The sequence below is a fragment of the Streptococcus sp. 11273D007BT genome (assembly GCF_053547195.1).
In genome coordinates this window covers 1,452,743-1,469,462 of sequence record NZ_JBPWPE010000001.1, presented here as the reverse complement: position 1 = coordinate 1,469,462, position 16,720 = coordinate 1,452,743, and the positions used below count along the sequence as shown (strand labels likewise).

The 16,720-nt window shown below is 38.6% G+C and carries 18 protein-coding genes; 17 read left to right on the top strand and 1 reads right to left on the bottom strand.

The features are described 5' to 3' along the window. Positions 1 to 8 precede the first annotated feature (8 nt). The 13 genes from hisC to ACEE75_RS07445 all read left to right on the top strand — a co-directional run bounded on the left by hisC (position 9) and on the right by ACEE75_RS07445 (position 10,602). Positions 9 to 1,055 (top strand): histidinol-phosphate transaminase, encoded by a 1,047-nt coding sequence (gene hisC, locus ACEE75_RS07505; protein ID WP_447574306.1) that lies wholly within the window; start codon positions 9 to 11, stop codon positions 1,053 to 1,055. Then, positions 1,052 to 2,029 carry an ATP phosphoribosyltransferase regulatory subunit gene (locus ACEE75_RS07500; RefSeq protein ID WP_447574307.1) on the top strand — a complete coding sequence of 326 codons (978 nt, stop codon included), beginning with the start codon at positions 1,052 to 1,054 and terminating at the stop codon, positions 2,027 to 2,029. Before hisC ends, ACEE75_RS07500 begins: the two co-directional genes overlap by 4 nt. Then, on the top strand, positions 2,026 to 2,673 hold the full coding sequence (hisG, locus tag ACEE75_RS07495) for an ATP phosphoribosyltransferase (protein WP_354369692.1): 648 nt from the start codon (positions 2,026 to 2,028) through the stop codon (positions 2,671 to 2,673). Before ACEE75_RS07500 ends, hisG begins: the two co-directional genes overlap by 4 nt. Further along, the gene (gene hisD, locus ACEE75_RS07490) at positions 2,670 to 3,953 is read left to right on the top strand and encodes a histidinol dehydrogenase (RefSeq protein ID WP_447574308.1); all 1,284 of its coding nucleotides are present in this window, start codon (positions 2,670 to 2,672) and stop codon (positions 3,951 to 3,953) included. Before hisG ends, hisD begins: the two co-directional genes overlap by 4 nt. Further along, on the top strand, positions 3,940 to 4,602 hold the full coding sequence (gene serB / locus ACEE75_RS07485; RefSeq protein ID WP_447574309.1) for a phosphoserine phosphatase SerB: 663 nt from the start codon (positions 3,940 to 3,942) through the stop codon (positions 4,600 to 4,602). Before hisD ends, serB begins: the two co-directional genes overlap by 14 nt. Next, positions 4,583 to 5,167 carry an imidazoleglycerol-phosphate dehydratase HisB gene (hisB, locus tag ACEE75_RS07480; protein ID WP_447574310.1) on the top strand — a complete coding sequence of 195 codons (585 nt, stop codon included), beginning with the start codon at positions 4,583 to 4,585 and terminating at the stop codon, positions 5,165 to 5,167. The genes serB and hisB overlap by 20 nt, the downstream gene beginning before the upstream one ends. A gap of 18 nt (positions 5,168 to 5,185) precedes the next feature. Further along, complete coding sequence (gene hisH / locus ACEE75_RS07475) at positions 5,186 to 5,809, top strand: imidazole glycerol phosphate synthase subunit HisH (RefSeq protein WP_447574311.1); 624 nt, start codon at positions 5,186 to 5,188, stop codon at positions 5,807 to 5,809. 31 nt (positions 5,810 to 5,840) lie between these two features. Further along, positions 5,841 to 6,560, top strand: coding sequence for a 1-(5-phosphoribosyl)-5-[(5-phosphoribosylamino)methylideneamino]imidazole-4-carboxamide isomerase (gene hisA / locus ACEE75_RS07470; RefSeq protein ID WP_447574312.1), 720 nt, complete (start codon positions 5,841 to 5,843; stop codon positions 6,558 to 6,560). A 3-nt stretch (positions 6,561 to 6,563) separates the two neighbouring features. Continuing rightward, positions 6,564 to 7,322: an imidazole glycerol phosphate synthase subunit HisF gene (gene hisF, locus ACEE75_RS07465; protein ID WP_447574313.1), complete on the top strand. Its 759-nt coding sequence runs from the start codon at positions 6,564 to 6,566 to the stop codon at positions 7,320 to 7,322. After that, entirely contained in the window at positions 7,319 to 7,636 is a 318-nt protein-coding gene (gene hisI, locus ACEE75_RS07460; RefSeq protein WP_447574314.1) for a phosphoribosyl-AMP cyclohydrolase, read from the top strand. The genes hisF and hisI overlap by 4 nt, the downstream gene beginning before the upstream one ends. An 8-nt stretch (positions 7,637 to 7,644) precedes the next feature. Further along, positions 7,645 to 7,959, top strand: coding sequence for a phosphoribosyl-ATP diphosphatase (hisE, locus tag ACEE75_RS07455; RefSeq protein WP_427895176.1), 315 nt, complete (start codon positions 7,645 to 7,647; stop codon positions 7,957 to 7,959). A 150-nt stretch (positions 7,960 to 8,109) separates the two neighbouring features. Then, positions 8,110 to 9,351 carry a hypothetical protein gene (locus tag ACEE75_RS07450; protein ID WP_447574315.1) on the top strand — a complete coding sequence of 414 codons (1,242 nt, stop codon included), beginning with the start codon at positions 8,110 to 8,112 and terminating at the stop codon, positions 9,349 to 9,351. 105 nt (positions 9,352 to 9,456) lie between these two features. After that, entirely contained in the window at positions 9,457 to 10,602 is a 1,146-nt protein-coding gene (locus ACEE75_RS07445; RefSeq protein WP_447574316.1) for a glycerate kinase, read from the top strand. Here ACEE75_RS07445 and ACEE75_RS07440 read toward each other — a convergent pair. Next, the gene (locus ACEE75_RS07440) at positions 10,599 to 11,048 is read right to left on the bottom strand and encodes a DUF1694 domain-containing protein (RefSeq protein WP_447574317.1); all 450 of its coding nucleotides are present in this window, start codon (positions 11,046 to 11,048) and stop codon (positions 10,599 to 10,601) included. The genes ACEE75_RS07445 and ACEE75_RS07440 overlap by 4 nt on opposite strands. 197 nt (positions 11,049 to 11,245) lie before the next feature. Between ACEE75_RS07440 and eno the strand changes: the two genes are divergently transcribed. The 4 genes from eno (at position 11,246) to ACEE75_RS07420 (ending at position 16,477) form a co-directional block, all read left to right on the top strand. After that, positions 11,246 to 12,553, top strand: coding sequence for a surface-displayed alpha-enolase (gene eno / locus ACEE75_RS07435; protein ID WP_354369680.1), 1,308 nt, complete (start codon positions 11,246 to 11,248; stop codon positions 12,551 to 12,553). A 298-nt stretch (positions 12,554 to 12,851) separates the two neighbouring features. Continuing rightward, positions 12,852 to 13,820 carry a thiamine pyrophosphate-dependent dehydrogenase E1 component subunit alpha gene (locus ACEE75_RS07430; RefSeq protein ID WP_447574318.1) on the top strand — a complete coding sequence of 323 codons (969 nt, stop codon included), beginning with the start codon at positions 12,852 to 12,854 and terminating at the stop codon, positions 13,818 to 13,820. A 105-nt stretch (positions 13,821 to 13,925) separates the two neighbouring features. Then, positions 13,926 to 14,924, top strand: coding sequence for an alpha-ketoacid dehydrogenase subunit beta (locus ACEE75_RS07425; protein WP_354369306.1), 999 nt, complete (start codon positions 13,926 to 13,928; stop codon positions 14,922 to 14,924). Between the two features lie 170 nt (positions 14,925 to 15,094). After that, positions 15,095 to 16,477: a dihydrolipoamide acetyltransferase gene (locus ACEE75_RS07420; RefSeq protein WP_447574319.1), complete on the top strand. Its 1,383-nt coding sequence runs from the start codon at positions 15,095 to 15,097 to the stop codon at positions 16,475 to 16,477. Positions 16,478 to 16,720 lie beyond the last annotated feature (243 nt).

Genomic DNA, 16,720 nt, shown 5'->3' with positions numbered 1-16,720 from the left:
GAGAAAGTATGAAAGGATTACGTCAAATTGAACCCTATGTGGCAGGTAGCCAGCCTAAACAACAGCAAATGATAAAACTCAATACGAATGAAAATGCTTATGCTCCCAGCCCTAAAGTCCTAAAAGCTTTATCTACTTTTACTGGGGAAGATCTTCGCCGTTACTCTAGTCTAGATCAAGCTGATTTAAAAGCCGCTTTAGCTAGTCAATTAGGTGTTTCTCCTAGACAATTGATTATCGGTAATGGAAGTGATGATATTTTATCCATGGCTTTTCTGAGTTTTTTTAATTCTAATGACCCTGTTCTTTTTCCAGACTTAACTTATGGTTTTTATAAGGTCTGGGCTGATTTATATCAAGTTCCTTTTAAAGAAATCCCACTAACAGAAGGTTTTGAAATTGATCTATCTGATTATCATGGTAGGATAGGTGGGATTATTCTAACCAATCCTAATGCACCAACGGGGATATATAAACCATTGTCTGAAATTGAAAAAATTTTACAAACTAATCCTGATATTGTTGTGATTGTTGATGAAGCCTATATTAATTTTGGTGGCCAATCTGCCATTCCTTTGTTAGAGACTTATTCAAATCTTTTTATTACAAGAACGTTTTCCAAAGATGCGGCTTTAGCAGGATTACGAGTGGGTTATGGAATTGGGAGTCCAGAATTAATTGGGGTAATAGACGCTGTTAGAAATGCTATTAATCCTTATAATGTAGATGCCGTGGCTGAAAAGTTAGCCACTGAAGCTGTCAAGGATTGGTCTTACTATGAGAAGACTATTTCTAAAATTTGTGCAACACGAGATTGGTTTAGTCATGAGTTAATAAATATGGGGTTTGATGTTTTACCGAGTTTAACTAATTTTATCTTAGTAAAACCAAATAAGACATCTGCTGCTGAGCTTTTTTCAATCTTAGAACAAGAAAAAATTTATGTCCGCTATTTTCCAAAAGTAGAGCGTATTAAGGACTATTTGAGGATATCTATTGGTCAAGAAGATGAAATGAAACAAGTTCTATCTGTTATCAAGGAGGCAGAGAAATGAAAAAAAATACTTTACCCTTAGGGATGCATGATAAGCTGTTTAAGCGAGCTAAAGTGATGTATCAAATTGAAAGAAAAATCAGTGATTTATTGATAGAACATGGTTTTTATCGTATTGAAACACCAACTTTAGAGCATTATCAAGTTTTTTCAGATACAGTCACTACCGAACATTACCATCTTTTTGATAGGACAGGAGAACTCTTAGCTTTAAGGCCAGATATCACTAGTCAAATTGGACGTGTCATTGCCTCAACACGTGTTGAAACACCTATTAAGTTTTCTTATTCTGGTAAGGTTTTTAACTACCATGAAGAGATGAGAGGGTTGACTAACGAGCACACACAAGCAGGTGTTGAAATTGTAGGCTATCCTCAGAAACAGGCATTGTTAGAAGCTATTCGTATGGCAAAGTTATCCTTAGAAGCTAGCCATGTTCTTGCCTATCAATTTGAATTTTCGCATGCTAGTATTTTACAGACCATTTTTGATGACTTACAGCTGACTGAATCAGAGTTACAAATACTTAAGGAGAGTATTAAAGAGAAAAATATTACCAAACTCAATATGTTTACTCAAACCCACCCCAGTCAGTTTGATGCACTCTTAAAAGAATTACCTTATCTTTTTGGCAATAGTCAGACTGTTTTAGCTCGTGCTAAAAGCCTTACTCAAAATCAACAGATTTTAGATGCCTTGGATGAAATCGAAAGCTACTTAGAGAGTCTTGGTCAAGATTTGGTTTCTCCTTCTCTTGATTTAGCTCAAATCCCTAATATGCCTTATTATACAGGATTGATGTTTAAGGTCTTTGGTGAAAAGGTTCCCGATCATTTTGTGTCAGGTGGAGTTTACGATAAATTGTTTGAGCGTTTTGGAGCGACAGAACTGACAGCGGTAGGTTGGGCAATTGATATTGATTCTGTCTATCAAGCCATTAAGGACCAAATTGTATTTGAGAAGGGAGATCTATGACAAAACCTATTACGATTGCTCTTACCAAGGGGCGAATTGAAAAAGATACGGTTAAACTTTTTGAAAAAGCAGGATTTGACATGAGTTTTATGTCGAATAAGGGACGAAATTTAATGTTTGAAAGTCCTGATCGCTCTTTTAGATTTTTATTGGTTAAAGCACCTGATGTGACAACTTATGTTCGTCATGGTGTCGCTGACATTGGTGTTGTTGGTAAGGATGTTTTGATTGAACACCCCACAGGTTATCTTGAGATGTTAGATCTTAATTTTGGCTTGTGTAAATTTTCAGTGGCATCCATTCCAAGCTATAATCCTAATGACCATAAGCGAAAACGCATTGCAACCAAATACCCTACGGTGGCACGACAGCATTTTAATCAAAAAGGGGAGGATGTTGAGATCATCTCTATTCAGGGATCTGTCGAAATTACGCCAGTTTTAGGATTGGCAGATGCCATTGTTGATATTGTCGAAACAGGTAATACTTTAGTGGCCAATGGTTTAGAGGTTTTTGAGGATATTTGTCGTATTTCAACTCGTATGATTGTGAATAAAGCAGCGCTAAAAAATAATCCAGCTATTATTTCTTTTATTCAAAAAATCGAAACGATTGTAGGAAATCAAGAGGAGGACTTCAAATGAAGCGATTAAATGGGTCTGTTGAAGAGATTTCAAAACAGTTATATCAAGAACAATTAGTTTTAAGTCAGCAAAACGCTAACGTTGAAGAGGCAGTATTGACGATTTTAGAAGAGGTTAAAAATCGTGGAGATCAAGCCCTATTTGACTTTTCTAAGCAATTTGATCAGCTTGTTCCAGAAGAATTAGAAGTCTCTGAACAATTAATTGAACAAGCGTTTTTAGAGATAGCACCAGAAGTGTTGGAGGCTTTAAAAAATGCTAAGGCTAATATCGAAAGTTACCACAAACAGCAATTAGAAACAGGTTTTGAAGATTCTCCTAGTCAGGGAGTGATTCGAGGGCAGTTGATTCGTCCTATCCAACGTGTTGGTGTCTATGTTCCAGGCGGGACAGCTGCTTATCCTTCATCTGTTTTGATGAATGTTATCCCAGCTAAAATTGCAGGGGTCAAGGAAATTATTATGATAACTCCACCGCAGGAGAAGTTTGTGCCAGCTATCTTAGTCGCTGCAAGACTTGCTGGAGTTGATAAAATCTATCAGGTTGGGGGAGCTCAAGGGATTGCAGCCTTAGCTTATGGTACCGAAACGATTCCTAAAGTGGATAAGATTACAGGTCCTGGAAATATTTATGTTGCAACAGCTAAAAAACTGGTTTATGGTCTTGTTGGAATTGATATGATTGCAGGCCCTTCTGAAATTGGGGTCATTGCAGATGACTCAGCTAATCCTGCTTACGTCGCTGCTGACTTACTCTCTCAAGCAGAGCATGATGTTTTAGCACGTGCGATTTTAGTGACCAATTCAGAACAATTAGCTCAGGAAGTGGAACTAGAGTTAGAAAAGCAACTTCAAACCTTACCAAGGGAAGCCATTGCACGTCCCTCTATTGAAAATAATGGACGTTTAATTGTAACAGAGAATCGACAAGATATGTTTGAATTAATGAATCAGATTGCACCAGAGCATTTAGAGATTGCTATGGATGACGCCTACGACTATCTTGATCAAATTGAAAATGCAGGCTCTATCTTTTTAGGGCACTTTACAAGTGAACCGATTGGTGATTACTACGCTGGATCTAACCATGTCTTGCCAACAACAGCAACAGCAAGATTCTCGTCAGCTCTTGGTGTTCACGATTTTGTGAAACGGATTCAATACACACAATACAGTCAAGAAGCTGTATTGAACGCAGAAAACGATATTACAAGACTAGCTTATGCAGAAGGGTTGCAAGCTCATGCTAGAGCGATTGAGGTGAGAAATGACAAAAATTAAGGGACTACTACTGATGGATGTAGATTCAACACTCATCAAAGAGGAAGTGATTGATTTATTAGGTGAAGAAGTAGGCTTAGGCGAAAAAATAGCTGATATCACTGAACGTGCTATGAAGGGAGAGTTAGATTTTAAAACTGCTCTTGATAAACGTGTGGCACTTTTAAAGGGGTTGCCTGATTCTATTTTTGAGAAAGTTTTGACCCGTATTCACTTTAACCAAGGAGCGAAAGAACTTGTTGAAGAACTTCATCAAAGAGGCTATAAAGTAGGTGTCGTATCAGGTGGATTTCATGAAACAGTTGACAGATTGGCTGAGCAGTTAGGTCTTGATTATGTTAAGGCGAATCGTCTAGAGGTTAAAGATGGCTATCTAACTGGTCGTACACTAGGTGAAATTGTAACTAAGGAGGTCAAAAAAGATAGTTTGATCAATTGGGCCAAGGAAAATCATTTAGATTTATCAGATACTATCGCAATGGGAGATGGAGCCAATGACCTTCCTATGATTCATCAAGCTGGTATTGGGATAGCTTTTTGCGCCAAAGAGATTGTGCGAAAAGAAGCTCCCTATCATATTAATGAACCAGATCTTTATCAAGTGATCAAGATTTTAGATGAGGTAAAAAATGAGACAAGCAACAATTGAACGAAATACTTTTGAAACAAAAATAAAATTAAGTCTGAACTTAGATGTCCAAGAGCCTGTTGATATCCAAACAGGTGTAGGATTTTTTGACCATATGTTGACCCTTTTTGCTCGGCATAGTCGAATTTCTCTGGTTGTTAAGGCAGACGGGGACTTGTGGGTGGATAGCCATCATACTGTGGAAGATGTTGGAATTGTTTTGGGTCAAGCGCTCAGAGAAGCACTTGGTGATAAGGCAGGTATCAATCGTTATGGAACAGCCTTTGTTCCAATGGATGAAACACTCGGTATGGCTAGTCTAGATCTATCAGGTCGCTCTTATCTCGTATTTGATGCAGATTTTGCTAATCCTAAACTTGGTGAGTTTGACACGGAATTGGTAGAAGAATTTTTCCAAGCTTTAGCTTTTAATGTTCAAATGAACCTTCATCTTAAAATTTTACATGGCAAAAATAGTCATCATAAGGCAGAGAGTTTATTTAAAGCAACAGGACGTGCTTTGCGTGAAGCAGTGACAATAAATCCAGATATTAAAGGCGTCAACTCAACTAAAGGGATGTTATAACATATAAAGGAGCAGACGATGATTATTGTGATTGATTATGATGCTGGCAATACAGCAAATGTTCTGCGTGCCTTGAAAAATCTTGGGGCTAAGGCTGAGCTGTCTAGTGATAAGGATAAAATCGCATCAGCGTCAGGCTTGATTCTACCAGGAGTAGGGGCTTTTCCGACAGCTATGGCAGAATTGGAAAAAAGAGGCCTTGTTTCTGTTATTAAAGAAGCTGTTGCTCAAGGAAAGCCACTTTTGGGGATTTGTCTAGGGATGCAACTGTTACTAGATAAGGGATTGGAACATGGTGAAACTAAAGGTTTTGGTTTCATTCCAGGAGTTTGTCGTCCGATGAAGGCAATAAAAAATTACCCCATCCCGCATATGGGATGGAATGACCTTAGAGTAAGAAAAGACACTCCTCTAACCCAGGGAGTAGAGGGGCAAGCGGTATATTTTGTTCATTCCTATTATACAGATACGCCAAAAGATTATTGTGATGTTGTGGCAGAATATAGTTTTCCTGTACCAGCTATGATTCATAAGGATAAAGTCTTTGGGGTTCAATTTCATCCAGAAAAATCAGGGCAAATAGGTTTGGATATGATGAAACGATTTGTGGATTTATGCCAATCAGATACAGAGAATAAATGAAGAGGCCCATAGAGGCTAGTGAGGTGAATAAATGCAGATTTTACCAGCAATTGATATTCGTGATGGACGTGCAGTTCGTTTATTTAAGGGAGATTTTCAGAAAGAGACAGTGGTGAATCCAGATGTTTTAGAGCAAGCTAAGATTTTTTCTGAGGCAGGAATTGACTTTATTCATGTGGTTGATTTAGATGGGGCAATGGATGGGCGTGCAACCAATCGTAATCTGATTGCCAGCATTAAAGAAAAAACTGGTCTTGGGATTGAAGTTGGTGGAGGAATTCGTAGCTTGGAGCAGATTGCCGATTACCTTTCTGTTGGGATTGACCGTGTGATTATTGGTTCTATGGCGGTGAAAGATCCAGACTTTGTGACAGCTGCTCTCAAGGAGTTTGGTCCAGATAAAATTGTTGTTGGGATTGATGCTAAATCTGGTATGGTAGCGACAGAAGGTTGGCTAGAAACTTCAGATGTTGATTATCTTAGTCTTGCTAAAGCCATGGAAGAAAAAGGTGTGGCATTAATTGTCTATACAGATGTGGATCGAGATGGCACGCTTTTAGGTCCCAACTTTGAACATTATGAAAAGTTGGTTTCTAGTTTAACAAAAACTCAAGTGATTGCTTCTGGTGGGATTCATGCTATTAGTGATTTAGAGAGATTAGAGACTATTGGTGTTTCAGGCACCATTGTTGGTAAGGCTTATTATAATGGCAATATCAATTTGTCAGAGTTAAAAGATTTTGGAGGGTAGCCTATGCTGAAAAAACGCATCATCCCATGTTTAGATGTTAAAGATGGTCGCGTGGTTAAGGGGGTTAATTTTGTCAATTTGACAGATGTGGGAGACCCTGTCGATGCAGCTAAAGCTTATTATGAGGCAGGATGTGATGAGCTAGTTTTTCTTGACATTACCGCCACACATGAGGATCGTGAGACAACAGTTGATATGGTGAAGCGCGTGGCAGACCAAGTTTTTATTCCTTTCACAGTAGGCGGAGGTATTCGCTCAGTAGAGGATATGAATAAAATGTTAAAAGCAGGCGCTGATAAGGTAGCCATCAATTCTTCTGCAGTGGCTAATCCTAATTTAATCAAAGCGTGCTCTGAAAAATTTGGCAATCAGTGTGTCGTAGTGGCAATTGATGCGAGAAAAGAAGAAGACGGTAGTTGGCATGTTTATGTGGCAGGTGGTAGAAAAGATACAGGACTTGATTTAATTAGCTGGGCTAAAACAGTTGTGAATCTAGGAGCAGGAGAGATTTTATTGACCAGTATGGATCGAGATGGTACAAAGGCTGGTTTTGATCTTGAGATGTTAAATGCCCTTGCTGAAGTGGTCAATGTTCCCATTATTGCCTCAGGAGGAGCAGGAAATCAAGAGCATATGGTTGAGGTATTTGAAAAAACTTCTGTTACAGGTGCTTTAGCCGCCTCTATCTTTCATTTTGGTGAGGTATCTGTTGCAGAAACCAAGGCTGCTATGCAGAAAAAAGGAATCGAGGTGCGTCAATGAGTGTGCAGTTAGATTTTAAAAAGCAAGCAGGCTTGGTACCAGTTATTGTAACAGATCATCTAACAGGACAAGTTCTGATGTTGGCTTATATGAATGAGGAAAGCTTTGCTTTAACTTTAAAAACCAAGCAGATGCATTATTGGAGTCGAAGCCGACAAGAAATTTGGCATAAAGGGGCAACCAGTGGGCACTATCAATATGTTAAATCAATTAAGACAGATTGTGACCGAGATACCCTTTTGATTGCCGTACAGCAAGAAGGTGCAGCCTGTCATACAGGTGCTTATAGTTGTTTTTTTGAAGAGATTTTATAGGAGGGTGTATGTTAGAAAAATTATATCAAGAAGCTCAGCAACGAAAAAAATCCCCTAAAGAAGGCTCTTATACTAATTATTTGTTTGATAAAGGATTAGATAAGATTTTAAAAAAAGTTGGTGAGGAGGCAACAGAGGTTGTTATCGCTAGTAAAAATACAGATAAATTAGAAATTGCCAACGAAACAGCAGATTTGTTGTATCATCTTGCAGTATTATTAGTTGAAACCGAAGTGTCCTTGGAAGAAGTTGAAGCCGTCCTTGTTTCACGTCAAGGTAAGACTTCTAAAACTCAAGATCGTAAAGAAATTACAAATTACTGATGAAACGTTTTGATGACAAAATCTTACAACTCACTGTCGAAAATAGCAAGGTTGTAACAAAAAATATTTTCTAATGAAAAATCTTGTTTCTGACTTGTTATTTTCAAAAAAATCAACTAAACTAGAAGGAGTTAGTTTCAAGGAGTTGTCATGAATCGTTTTTCTCATCTTAAGCTATCGTCTCAAAAGTTGGTTCTAGAAGGACTAGCTTTTCTTATTGTAGGCGTCCTATTAATTCTCTTTCAAGCCCTGACACCCATGTGGTTGGTTCGCTTATTTTTGTTTATTTCTTTTCTTTCAGCTACTTATAACTTATTAAGCCAATTTTGGTCGCGACTTGATAAGATGGAGACACTTTTTTTAGCTTTTACTAAAACAATCTTTACTCTGTTTTTGTTGATTTTAATTTGGAATGGAGGAGTTACCTCACAAAATCTAGCCCTATCTCTAGGAAGTTACGCTAGTTTTGTAGGAGCGACACATCTTGTGCTCTTTTTTAAAGAGATAAGAGAAGGGAGTACTCCTCAAATTCGTTATGCAGTAGATGGTGGTTTATCCTCACTTTTTGCAATTTTGGCCTTTCTTTTTTCAGATAAGCGAGCCTCTTTTCAAATAGTGATTATTGGACTTTATGCTGTTTTTCTTGGAATCATGAATTTATATGATGGTGTTCACCGTTTGAGCAGTTTACCGAATAGAAAATTTAAGGGACGTTGGCGAGTAGCTCTTCCTTTAGCTTGGTCTATTTATATTCCAGAAAAATTACTGGCTTTAATCAATCTTTTTTTAGTGGGAAAAACAAGCCATATTATGACATCAGAAACGAGTCAGTGGGATAAAGTAGACGTGAGTCTTTATTTCCCAGAGATAAAAAGAACGCTTCTTGGAGGTTTGCCTGTCGTTGATATAGGTTATAAAGGAAAAGTTTATCGTTATGGTGCTTATGATGTGACATCAGAGGAAAGATTCGGTCTTCATGCTGATGGTGTCTTGGCTATTACTGATGAAGAACATTACTTAGAGCAAGAAGCCACAGATAGTGTTGAAGGTGTTTATTACACTATTTTATTACAAGCAGATGAGGTTCGGATTTTAGAAGAGCGTTTAAAGACTTTGACAGAGTGTCTAGAGGTATTTGAGCCGTCGGAGCAGACCCGATTAGAGTCTTGGTTGACCAAAGATCAGCTTGATGTCACTGAGCTTTATAAGTTTAAGGATGGGTCTTTAAAACACTACCATCATTTGAAAACAAGTAGTGTAGCCTTGGTGGATTATTTGCTAGAAAAGGCTATTATTGATCGAGGTTTTGTGAGTCCAGCAGTTTATAAAGAAGCATTAGCTCAAGCAGAACAAATAGAAAAAAGTCGCGTTAAAAAAAGAGAGTTATTTTAAAAGAGATGAAGTTTGGCTATAGCCTGCTTCATCTTTTTTTATCAAAAGACATCATAGCATCAAAATAGTATAATAGGTTTAGCTTATAAGGAAGGGGGATGGATGATGAAAATTATGATTGTACCAGACTCATTTAAAGAAAGCCTTTCTGCAGAAGAAGTGGCTAAAGCCATAAAATTAGGGTTTGAAAAAGTTTTTCCACAGGCAGATTATCACTTATTACCGGTAGGTGATGGTGGCGAGGGGACTATTTCTTCTCTTAGTGTAGCTCTTCAGCTAAAACGTTCTCATACTAAGGTGACAGGACCTTTTGGCCTATTAAAAGAAGTTTCCTATGTCTATCGGGATAAGACGGCTTTCTTTGAGGTAGCCGATATTACGGGTTTGGCTTTGATTCCTAATGAAAAAAGGGATCCTTTAACCATTACCAATGTCGGAGTGGGAGAGTTATTGAATGATCTCATTCAAAAAGGGTTTAAGGAGATTGTTATTGGTGTAGGTGGAACCTCTACAATTGATGGAGGGATAGGGCTAGCACATGGGATGGGCTATCGATTTTATGATCAAAAAGGAGAATTGTTAGAACCTTTAGGAAAAAATTTAAGTAGAGTTGCTCATTTTGAAAAGACATCTCAATGTCCAGACTTATCTGGGATCAAGATAAAGGTCTTAACAGATGTGTCCAATCCATTAGTAGGACCACGAGGAGCCAGTCAGGTTTTTGGCCCACAAAAGGGCTTACCTACAGAGAAAATAACGGTTGTTGACTCTGCCTTGAAGCAGTTTTATCACTTGATTAATCCTCAAATTTTTACCTTAAGTGGATCAGGTGCAGGTGGAGGGATGGCAGCAGGTTTAGTGACCTTTCTTCGAGGAGAACTGGTGTCTGGAATAGATGAAGTTTTAAAGCTTCTCGACTACGAACGATTGGTAAGAGGTGCCGATTTAGTTATTGTTGGAGAAGGAAGACTAGATCAGCAGAGTTTGTCTGGGAAAGCACCTATTGGGGTAGCAAGACATACCCCTAAATCTATTCCCATCATTGCCATATGTGGTTCGTTATCGGATGCTTTACCAGAATTTCCATTTGAGAATATTCGTGCAGCATTTTCCATTATTTCCAAAATTGATAGCCCAGAACACACTTTTTTAAGTGCTAAAGCGAATCTTGAATATACTGCGCAAAATATAGCACAACTATTAAAAATAGCAGCAAAAAACCCAGCTTTTGAAACTGGGGAAAGATTTTAATGGAATAATTTTTTCCAAAAAGGAATTTTTTCATCATTTGTTTTTATTGGTGATTCAAATAATTCAGGATATCGTTCGTGGATATCCTGTTTTTCGACATTAATCGGATGATCAGAGAAAACGACAATGCCAAAAGGAGTCTGACTTTTAAGCTCTTCCACGATACAGGAAGGAATGCCTAAATTTTTGGACGTCTTCATATAGACAAGTTGTAGGCGATCTGAAAGAGTAGGAGAAATTTTGACTTTTAAGGGTTGGTAGTGATGATTAAGTTCTTCTAGAATTGATGGAAAATGTTGAGTAACCTGTTCATTTCGAGCATCTTCCACCAAAATGGTAAGAGCGACACGTTCTGCATAGGTCCCTAAATATCTTCTTTGCTCATCAGGATGGAGTCGATGCTCTCCTGTAGATGAATTTAATAAACGATCCTCTAAATTAGACATAAGTCACCTCAGTAAAAAATTGAATACAGTCATTATAGCAGTTTTTGATTTATTGGGCTACTAATGTTATTTTTAAGCTGAACAAATATTAAAAACTCCATAGAAATTTTGAAAAAATGCCACTTTTATTTGATAATCAGTTGAGATTGTGGTATCATAGCAGTGTAAAATATTTAACTCATAAGGAGAGTATTATAATGTCAATTATTACTGATGTTTACGCTCGCGAAGTCCTAGACTCACGCGGTAACCCAACACTTGAAGTAGAAGTTTATACTGAGTCAGGTGCTTTCGGACGTGGTATGGTTCCTTCAGGAGCTTCTACTGGTGAGCACGAAGCAGTTGAACTTCGTGATGGTGACAAGTCTCGTTACCTTGGACTTGGTACTCAAAAAGCTGTTGACAACGTAAACAACGTTATTGCAGAAGCGCTTATCGGTTACGATGTACGCGACCAACAAGCTATCGACCGTGCTATGATCGCTCTTGACGGTACTCCAAACAAAGGTAAACTTGGTGCTAACGCTATTCTTGGTGTGTCTATCGCTGTAGCTCGTGCTGCTGCTGACTACCTTGAAGTACCACTTTACAGCTACCTTGGTGGTTTCAACACTAAAGTTCTTCCAACACCAATGATGAACATCATCAACGGTGGATCACACTCAGATGCTCCAATCGCATTCCAAGAGTTCATGATCATGCCTGTTGGTGCACCTACTTTCAAAGAAGGTCTTCGTTGGGGTGCAGAAGTATTCCATGCTCTTAAGAAAATCCTTAAAGAACGCGGACTTGTTACAGCTGTTGGTGACGAAGGTGGATTCGCTCCTAAATTCGAAGGAACTGAAGATGGTGTAGAAACTATCCTTAAAGCTATCGAAGCTGCTGGTTACGAAGCTGGTGAAAACGGAATCATGATCGGTTTCGACTGTGCATCATCAGAATTCTACGACAAAGAGCGTGGTGTATATGACTACACTAAATTCGAAGGTGAAGGTGCAGCTGTTCGTACTTCAGCAGAACAAATCGACTACCTTGAAGAGTTGGTTAACAAATACCCAATCATCACTATCGAAGATGGTATGGATGAAAATGACTGGGATGGATGGAAAGCACTTACTGAGCGTCTTGGTGGACGTGTTCAATTGGTTGGTGACGACTTCTTCGTTACAAACACTGAATACCTAGCTAAAGGTATCAAAGAAGGTGCAGCTAACTCAATCCTTATCAAAGTTAACCAAATCGGTACTCTTACTGAAACATTTGAAGCTATTGAAATGGCTAAAGAAGCTGGTTACACTGCAGTTGTATCGCACCGTTCAGGTGAAACTGAAGATTCAACAATCGCTGACATCGCAGTTGCAACTAACGCTGGTCAAATCAAGACAGGTTCATTGTCACGTACAGACCGTATCGCTAAATACAACCAATTGCTTCGTATCGAAGATCAACTTGGTGAAGTTGCAGAATACAAAGGTATCAAATCATTCTACAACCTTAAAAAATAATCTCTTATTGAGTTAAATGGGCAAAAGCCCAAGGAGAAAAGCACTCTAGGACTATGTTCTAGGTGCTTTTTTATTTTTGATTTCAGCCAGTTTTCCTCGTATAAAATTATTTAAAAATGAAGCGGGATGCTAGAAGGCTTCTGATTTGATCAGTAGTGGTACTTAAAAAAGTATATTTTTTCACAAAGTTTTTTCTAGGATAAAAGGTTAATTTTAAGTAAAGAAAGCGGTTCAATTATTTGCACTTTGTGAAATTTTACAATATGATAGAGAAGTAAAATGATTTCGGAGGCGAAAAATGAAAACGTTAACAAAAGAAACACATTTAGAGATGTATTTGAAAATGCAACGGATTCGTGAATTCGATATGCGCATCAATAAATTAGTCCGTCGAGGTTTTGTTCAAGGGATGACCCATTTTTCAGTTGGTGAGGAAGCTGCTAACGTAGGAGCTGTTCAACACTTAACTTATGATGACATCTTTTTCTCTAACCACCGTGGACATGGTCAATCTATTGCTCAAGATATGGACTTAAATGCCATGATGGCTGAATTGGCTGGTAAAGTTACAGGTGTGTCTAAAGGACGCGGAGGTTCTATGCACTTGGCAGACTTTAAAAAAGGAAATTATGGAACTAATGGTATTGTTGGTGGGGGCTATGCGATGGCAGTTGGTGCAGCCTTAACTCAACAATATAAAGGAACAAATAATATCGCAGTAGCCTTTTCTGGCGATGGTGCAACTAATGAAGGGTCATTCCATGAGTCTGTTAATATGGCAGCGACTTGGAAATTACCAGTGATCTTTTTCATCATTAATAATGGCTACGGTATTTCGATGGACATCAAAAATGCTACCAATACACCTCACCTTTACACTCGGGCAGAAGCTTATGGCATTCCTGGATTTTATGTTGAGGATGGAAATGATGTATTAGCTGTATATGAAACCATGGAAAAAGCTGTTGAGCATGTTCGTGGTGGTAATGGACCAGCTATTGTTGAAGTGATTTCTTATCGTTGGTTTGGTCATTCAACTGCTGATGCAGGTGTTTATCGTACGAAAGAAGAAGTGGATGAGTGGAAGAAAAAAGACCCACTAATTAAATATCGCAACTACTTAGTTGAAAATGAGATCTCAACTCATGAGGAACTTGATGCGATTGATGCACAGGTGGTTAAAGAAGTGGATGATGCCTATGAGTTTGCGGTAAACAGTCCAGATCCAGATTTAGCGGTAGCCTATGAAGATATCTGGGTAGATTAAACATCATAAAAAGATAGTATTTATTGGTAAGAGGAAAGGAATTGAACCGAATGGAAGGCTGAGGATTTTGTCTTCGACTCTCTAATCGGTTTTGGTAATAAAAATATGGCTGAAACAAAAGTAATGGCTTTGCGTGAAGCGATTAACCTTGCCATGAGCGAGGAAATGCGTAAGGATGAAGATATTTTCTTAATGGGAGAAGATGTCGGTGTTTATGGTGGTGACTTTGGAACCTCAGTAGGAATGTTAGCAGAATTTGGTGAAAAACGTGTGCGTGATACTCCAATTTCTGAAGCAGCAATTGCAGGAGCTGCCGTTGGTGCGGCTATCACAGGGTTGCGTCCTATCATTGATTTGACCTTCATGGACTTTATTACTATTGCATTAGACGCTATTGTGAACAATGGTGCTAAAAATAACTACATGTTTGGTGGTGGGTTGAAGACGCCTGTAACTTATCGTGTGGCATCTGGATCAGGTATTGGATCGGCAGCACAACATTCTCAGTCCTTGGAAGCATGGTTAACGCACATTCCAGGGATTAAGGTGGTAGCTCCTGGAAATGCCAATGATGCAAAAGGGTTGTTAAAATCATCTATTCAGGACAATAACATTGTGATTTTTATGGAACCAAAAGCACTTTACGGTAAAAAAGAAGAGGTTACTCAAGATCCTGATTTTTATATTCCACTTGGAAAAGGTGAGATTAAGCGTGAGGGAACTGATTTAACGATTGTTTCCTACGGCCGTATGCTAGAGCGTGTTTTAAAAGCCGCTGAGGAAGTAGCTGTAGATGGTATCAACGTAGAAGTTGTTGACCCACGTACACTTATTCCATTAGACAAAGAATTAATTATTGATTCTGTTAAAAAGACAGGAAAGTTGATGCTGGTTAACGATGCCTATAAAACAGGTGGTTTTATTGGAGAAATCGCAACAATGGTCACAGAAAGTGAAGCATTTGATTACCTTGATCATCCTATTGTCCGTTTAGCTAGTGAAGATGTTCCTGTTCCGTATGCACGTGTCCTTGAGCAAGCCATGCTCCCAGATGTTGAAAAGATTAAGACTGCAATCTACAAGATGGTCAATAAAGGAAATTAAGATAATGAAGATGAGGGCATCAGCCCTTTGTCTGTTATTATCTGATCAGATTAATAAAAGATATTTTGTAAGCTGTGTAGCATAAAAATAAAGGAAGGGGAGTGGGGCATCTCATTACAGTCTTTCAGTAATTAGTCAGGCTGGAAAGAGAGGTCTTATGTATCATAATTATGGCAATAGAAATTATTATGCCTAAACTCGGTGTGGACATGCAAGAGGGTGAAATCATCGAGTGGAAGAAAAAAGAAGGAGATGAGATCAAAGAAGGTGAAATTCTTCTTGAAATCATGTCTGATAAAACCAATATGGAACTGGAAGCCGAGGACTCAGGAGTTCTTGTTAAAATTGTTCGTGGTGATGGTGAAACAGTTCCAGTAACGGAAGTGATTGGCTATATTGGTGAGGCTGGTGAAGTAGTTGGGGATACTCCTACTGCTGAAGTTAGTCCTGCCGTTGCGATTGAAGAAGTTCCAGCTGGTCGAGCTCCTGTTGTTGTGACACCACTTGTCGCAAAAGCCCAAGGTGCTGGTAAAGTTAGAGCAACTCCAGCTGCTCGGAAACTAGCTAATGAATTGAATATTGATTTAGGCCTTGTACCCGGAACAGGACCTAAAGGCCGTGTTCATAAATCTGACGTTGAAGATTTTAAAGGAGCCGCTCCTAAAGCCACACCACTTGCTGCTCGTATTGCAGCAGATAAGGGAATTGATTTGTCAACAGTGACAGGAACAGGTGTTAACGGAAAAATCCTAAAAGAAGATGTTCTTGCGCTGATTGAACCAGCTAATGTCGAAGAAAAAGTAGTTGAGGCTGTTGTGGCTAAAGAAGAGTCTGTCAAAGAATTACCAGAGGGTGTAGAAATTATCAAGATGAGTCCGATGCGTAAGGCTATTTCAAAAGGTATGGTGCATTCATACTTGACAGCGCCAACCTTTACCCTTAACTATGATATTGATATGACGAATCTGATGGCTCTTCGTAAGCAGGTACTAGAGCCTATTATGAATAAAACAGGTTTAAAAGTAACTTTTACTGACTTAATAGGTTTAGCTGTAACACGAACACTAATGAAAGAGGAGCACCGTTATTTAAATGCTTCTTTAATCAATGATGCTACTGAAATTGAGTTACACCAATTTGTGAATATTGGTATTGCCGTTGGTCTAGATGAAGGTTTAGTTGTTCCAGTTGTACATGGTGCGGATAAGATGACTCTATCAGAATTTGTTGTGGCATCAAAAGATGTCATCAAAAAAGCACAGACTGGTAAGTTAAAAGCAGCAGAAATGTCAGGTTCAACCTTCTCTATTACCAATCTGGGAATGTTTGGTACGAAATCGTTTAACCCGATTATCAATCAGCCGAACTCAGCCATTCTAGGAGTTGCTGCAACGGTTCCAACACCTGTTGTAGTAGATGGTGAAGTCGTTGTGCGTCCGATTATGGCGATGTGCTTAACCATTGACCATCGTATCGTTGATGGGATGAATGGAGCTAAGTTTATGGTTGACTTGAAAAACTTGCTTGAAAATCCATTGGAACTATTAATCTGATAAGGTTTTCATTGATCAAAAATAAAAGAATAGACGTTTCTGAATAGAAAATAAAGAAAGGATGTAGGACGAGTTCGTGATATTGGAACACGAACTAAATGCTAGGATGATAATGGTAAGATATAGGGCTCTCTGTGTTGCAGACGTCTGAACTTTCCTTGACGACAGTCTTTGAAAGTTTTAATTGTCTTGACGTGGGTGATCTACGAGATCAAAGATTTCTGACTTATCGAAAATTCTATC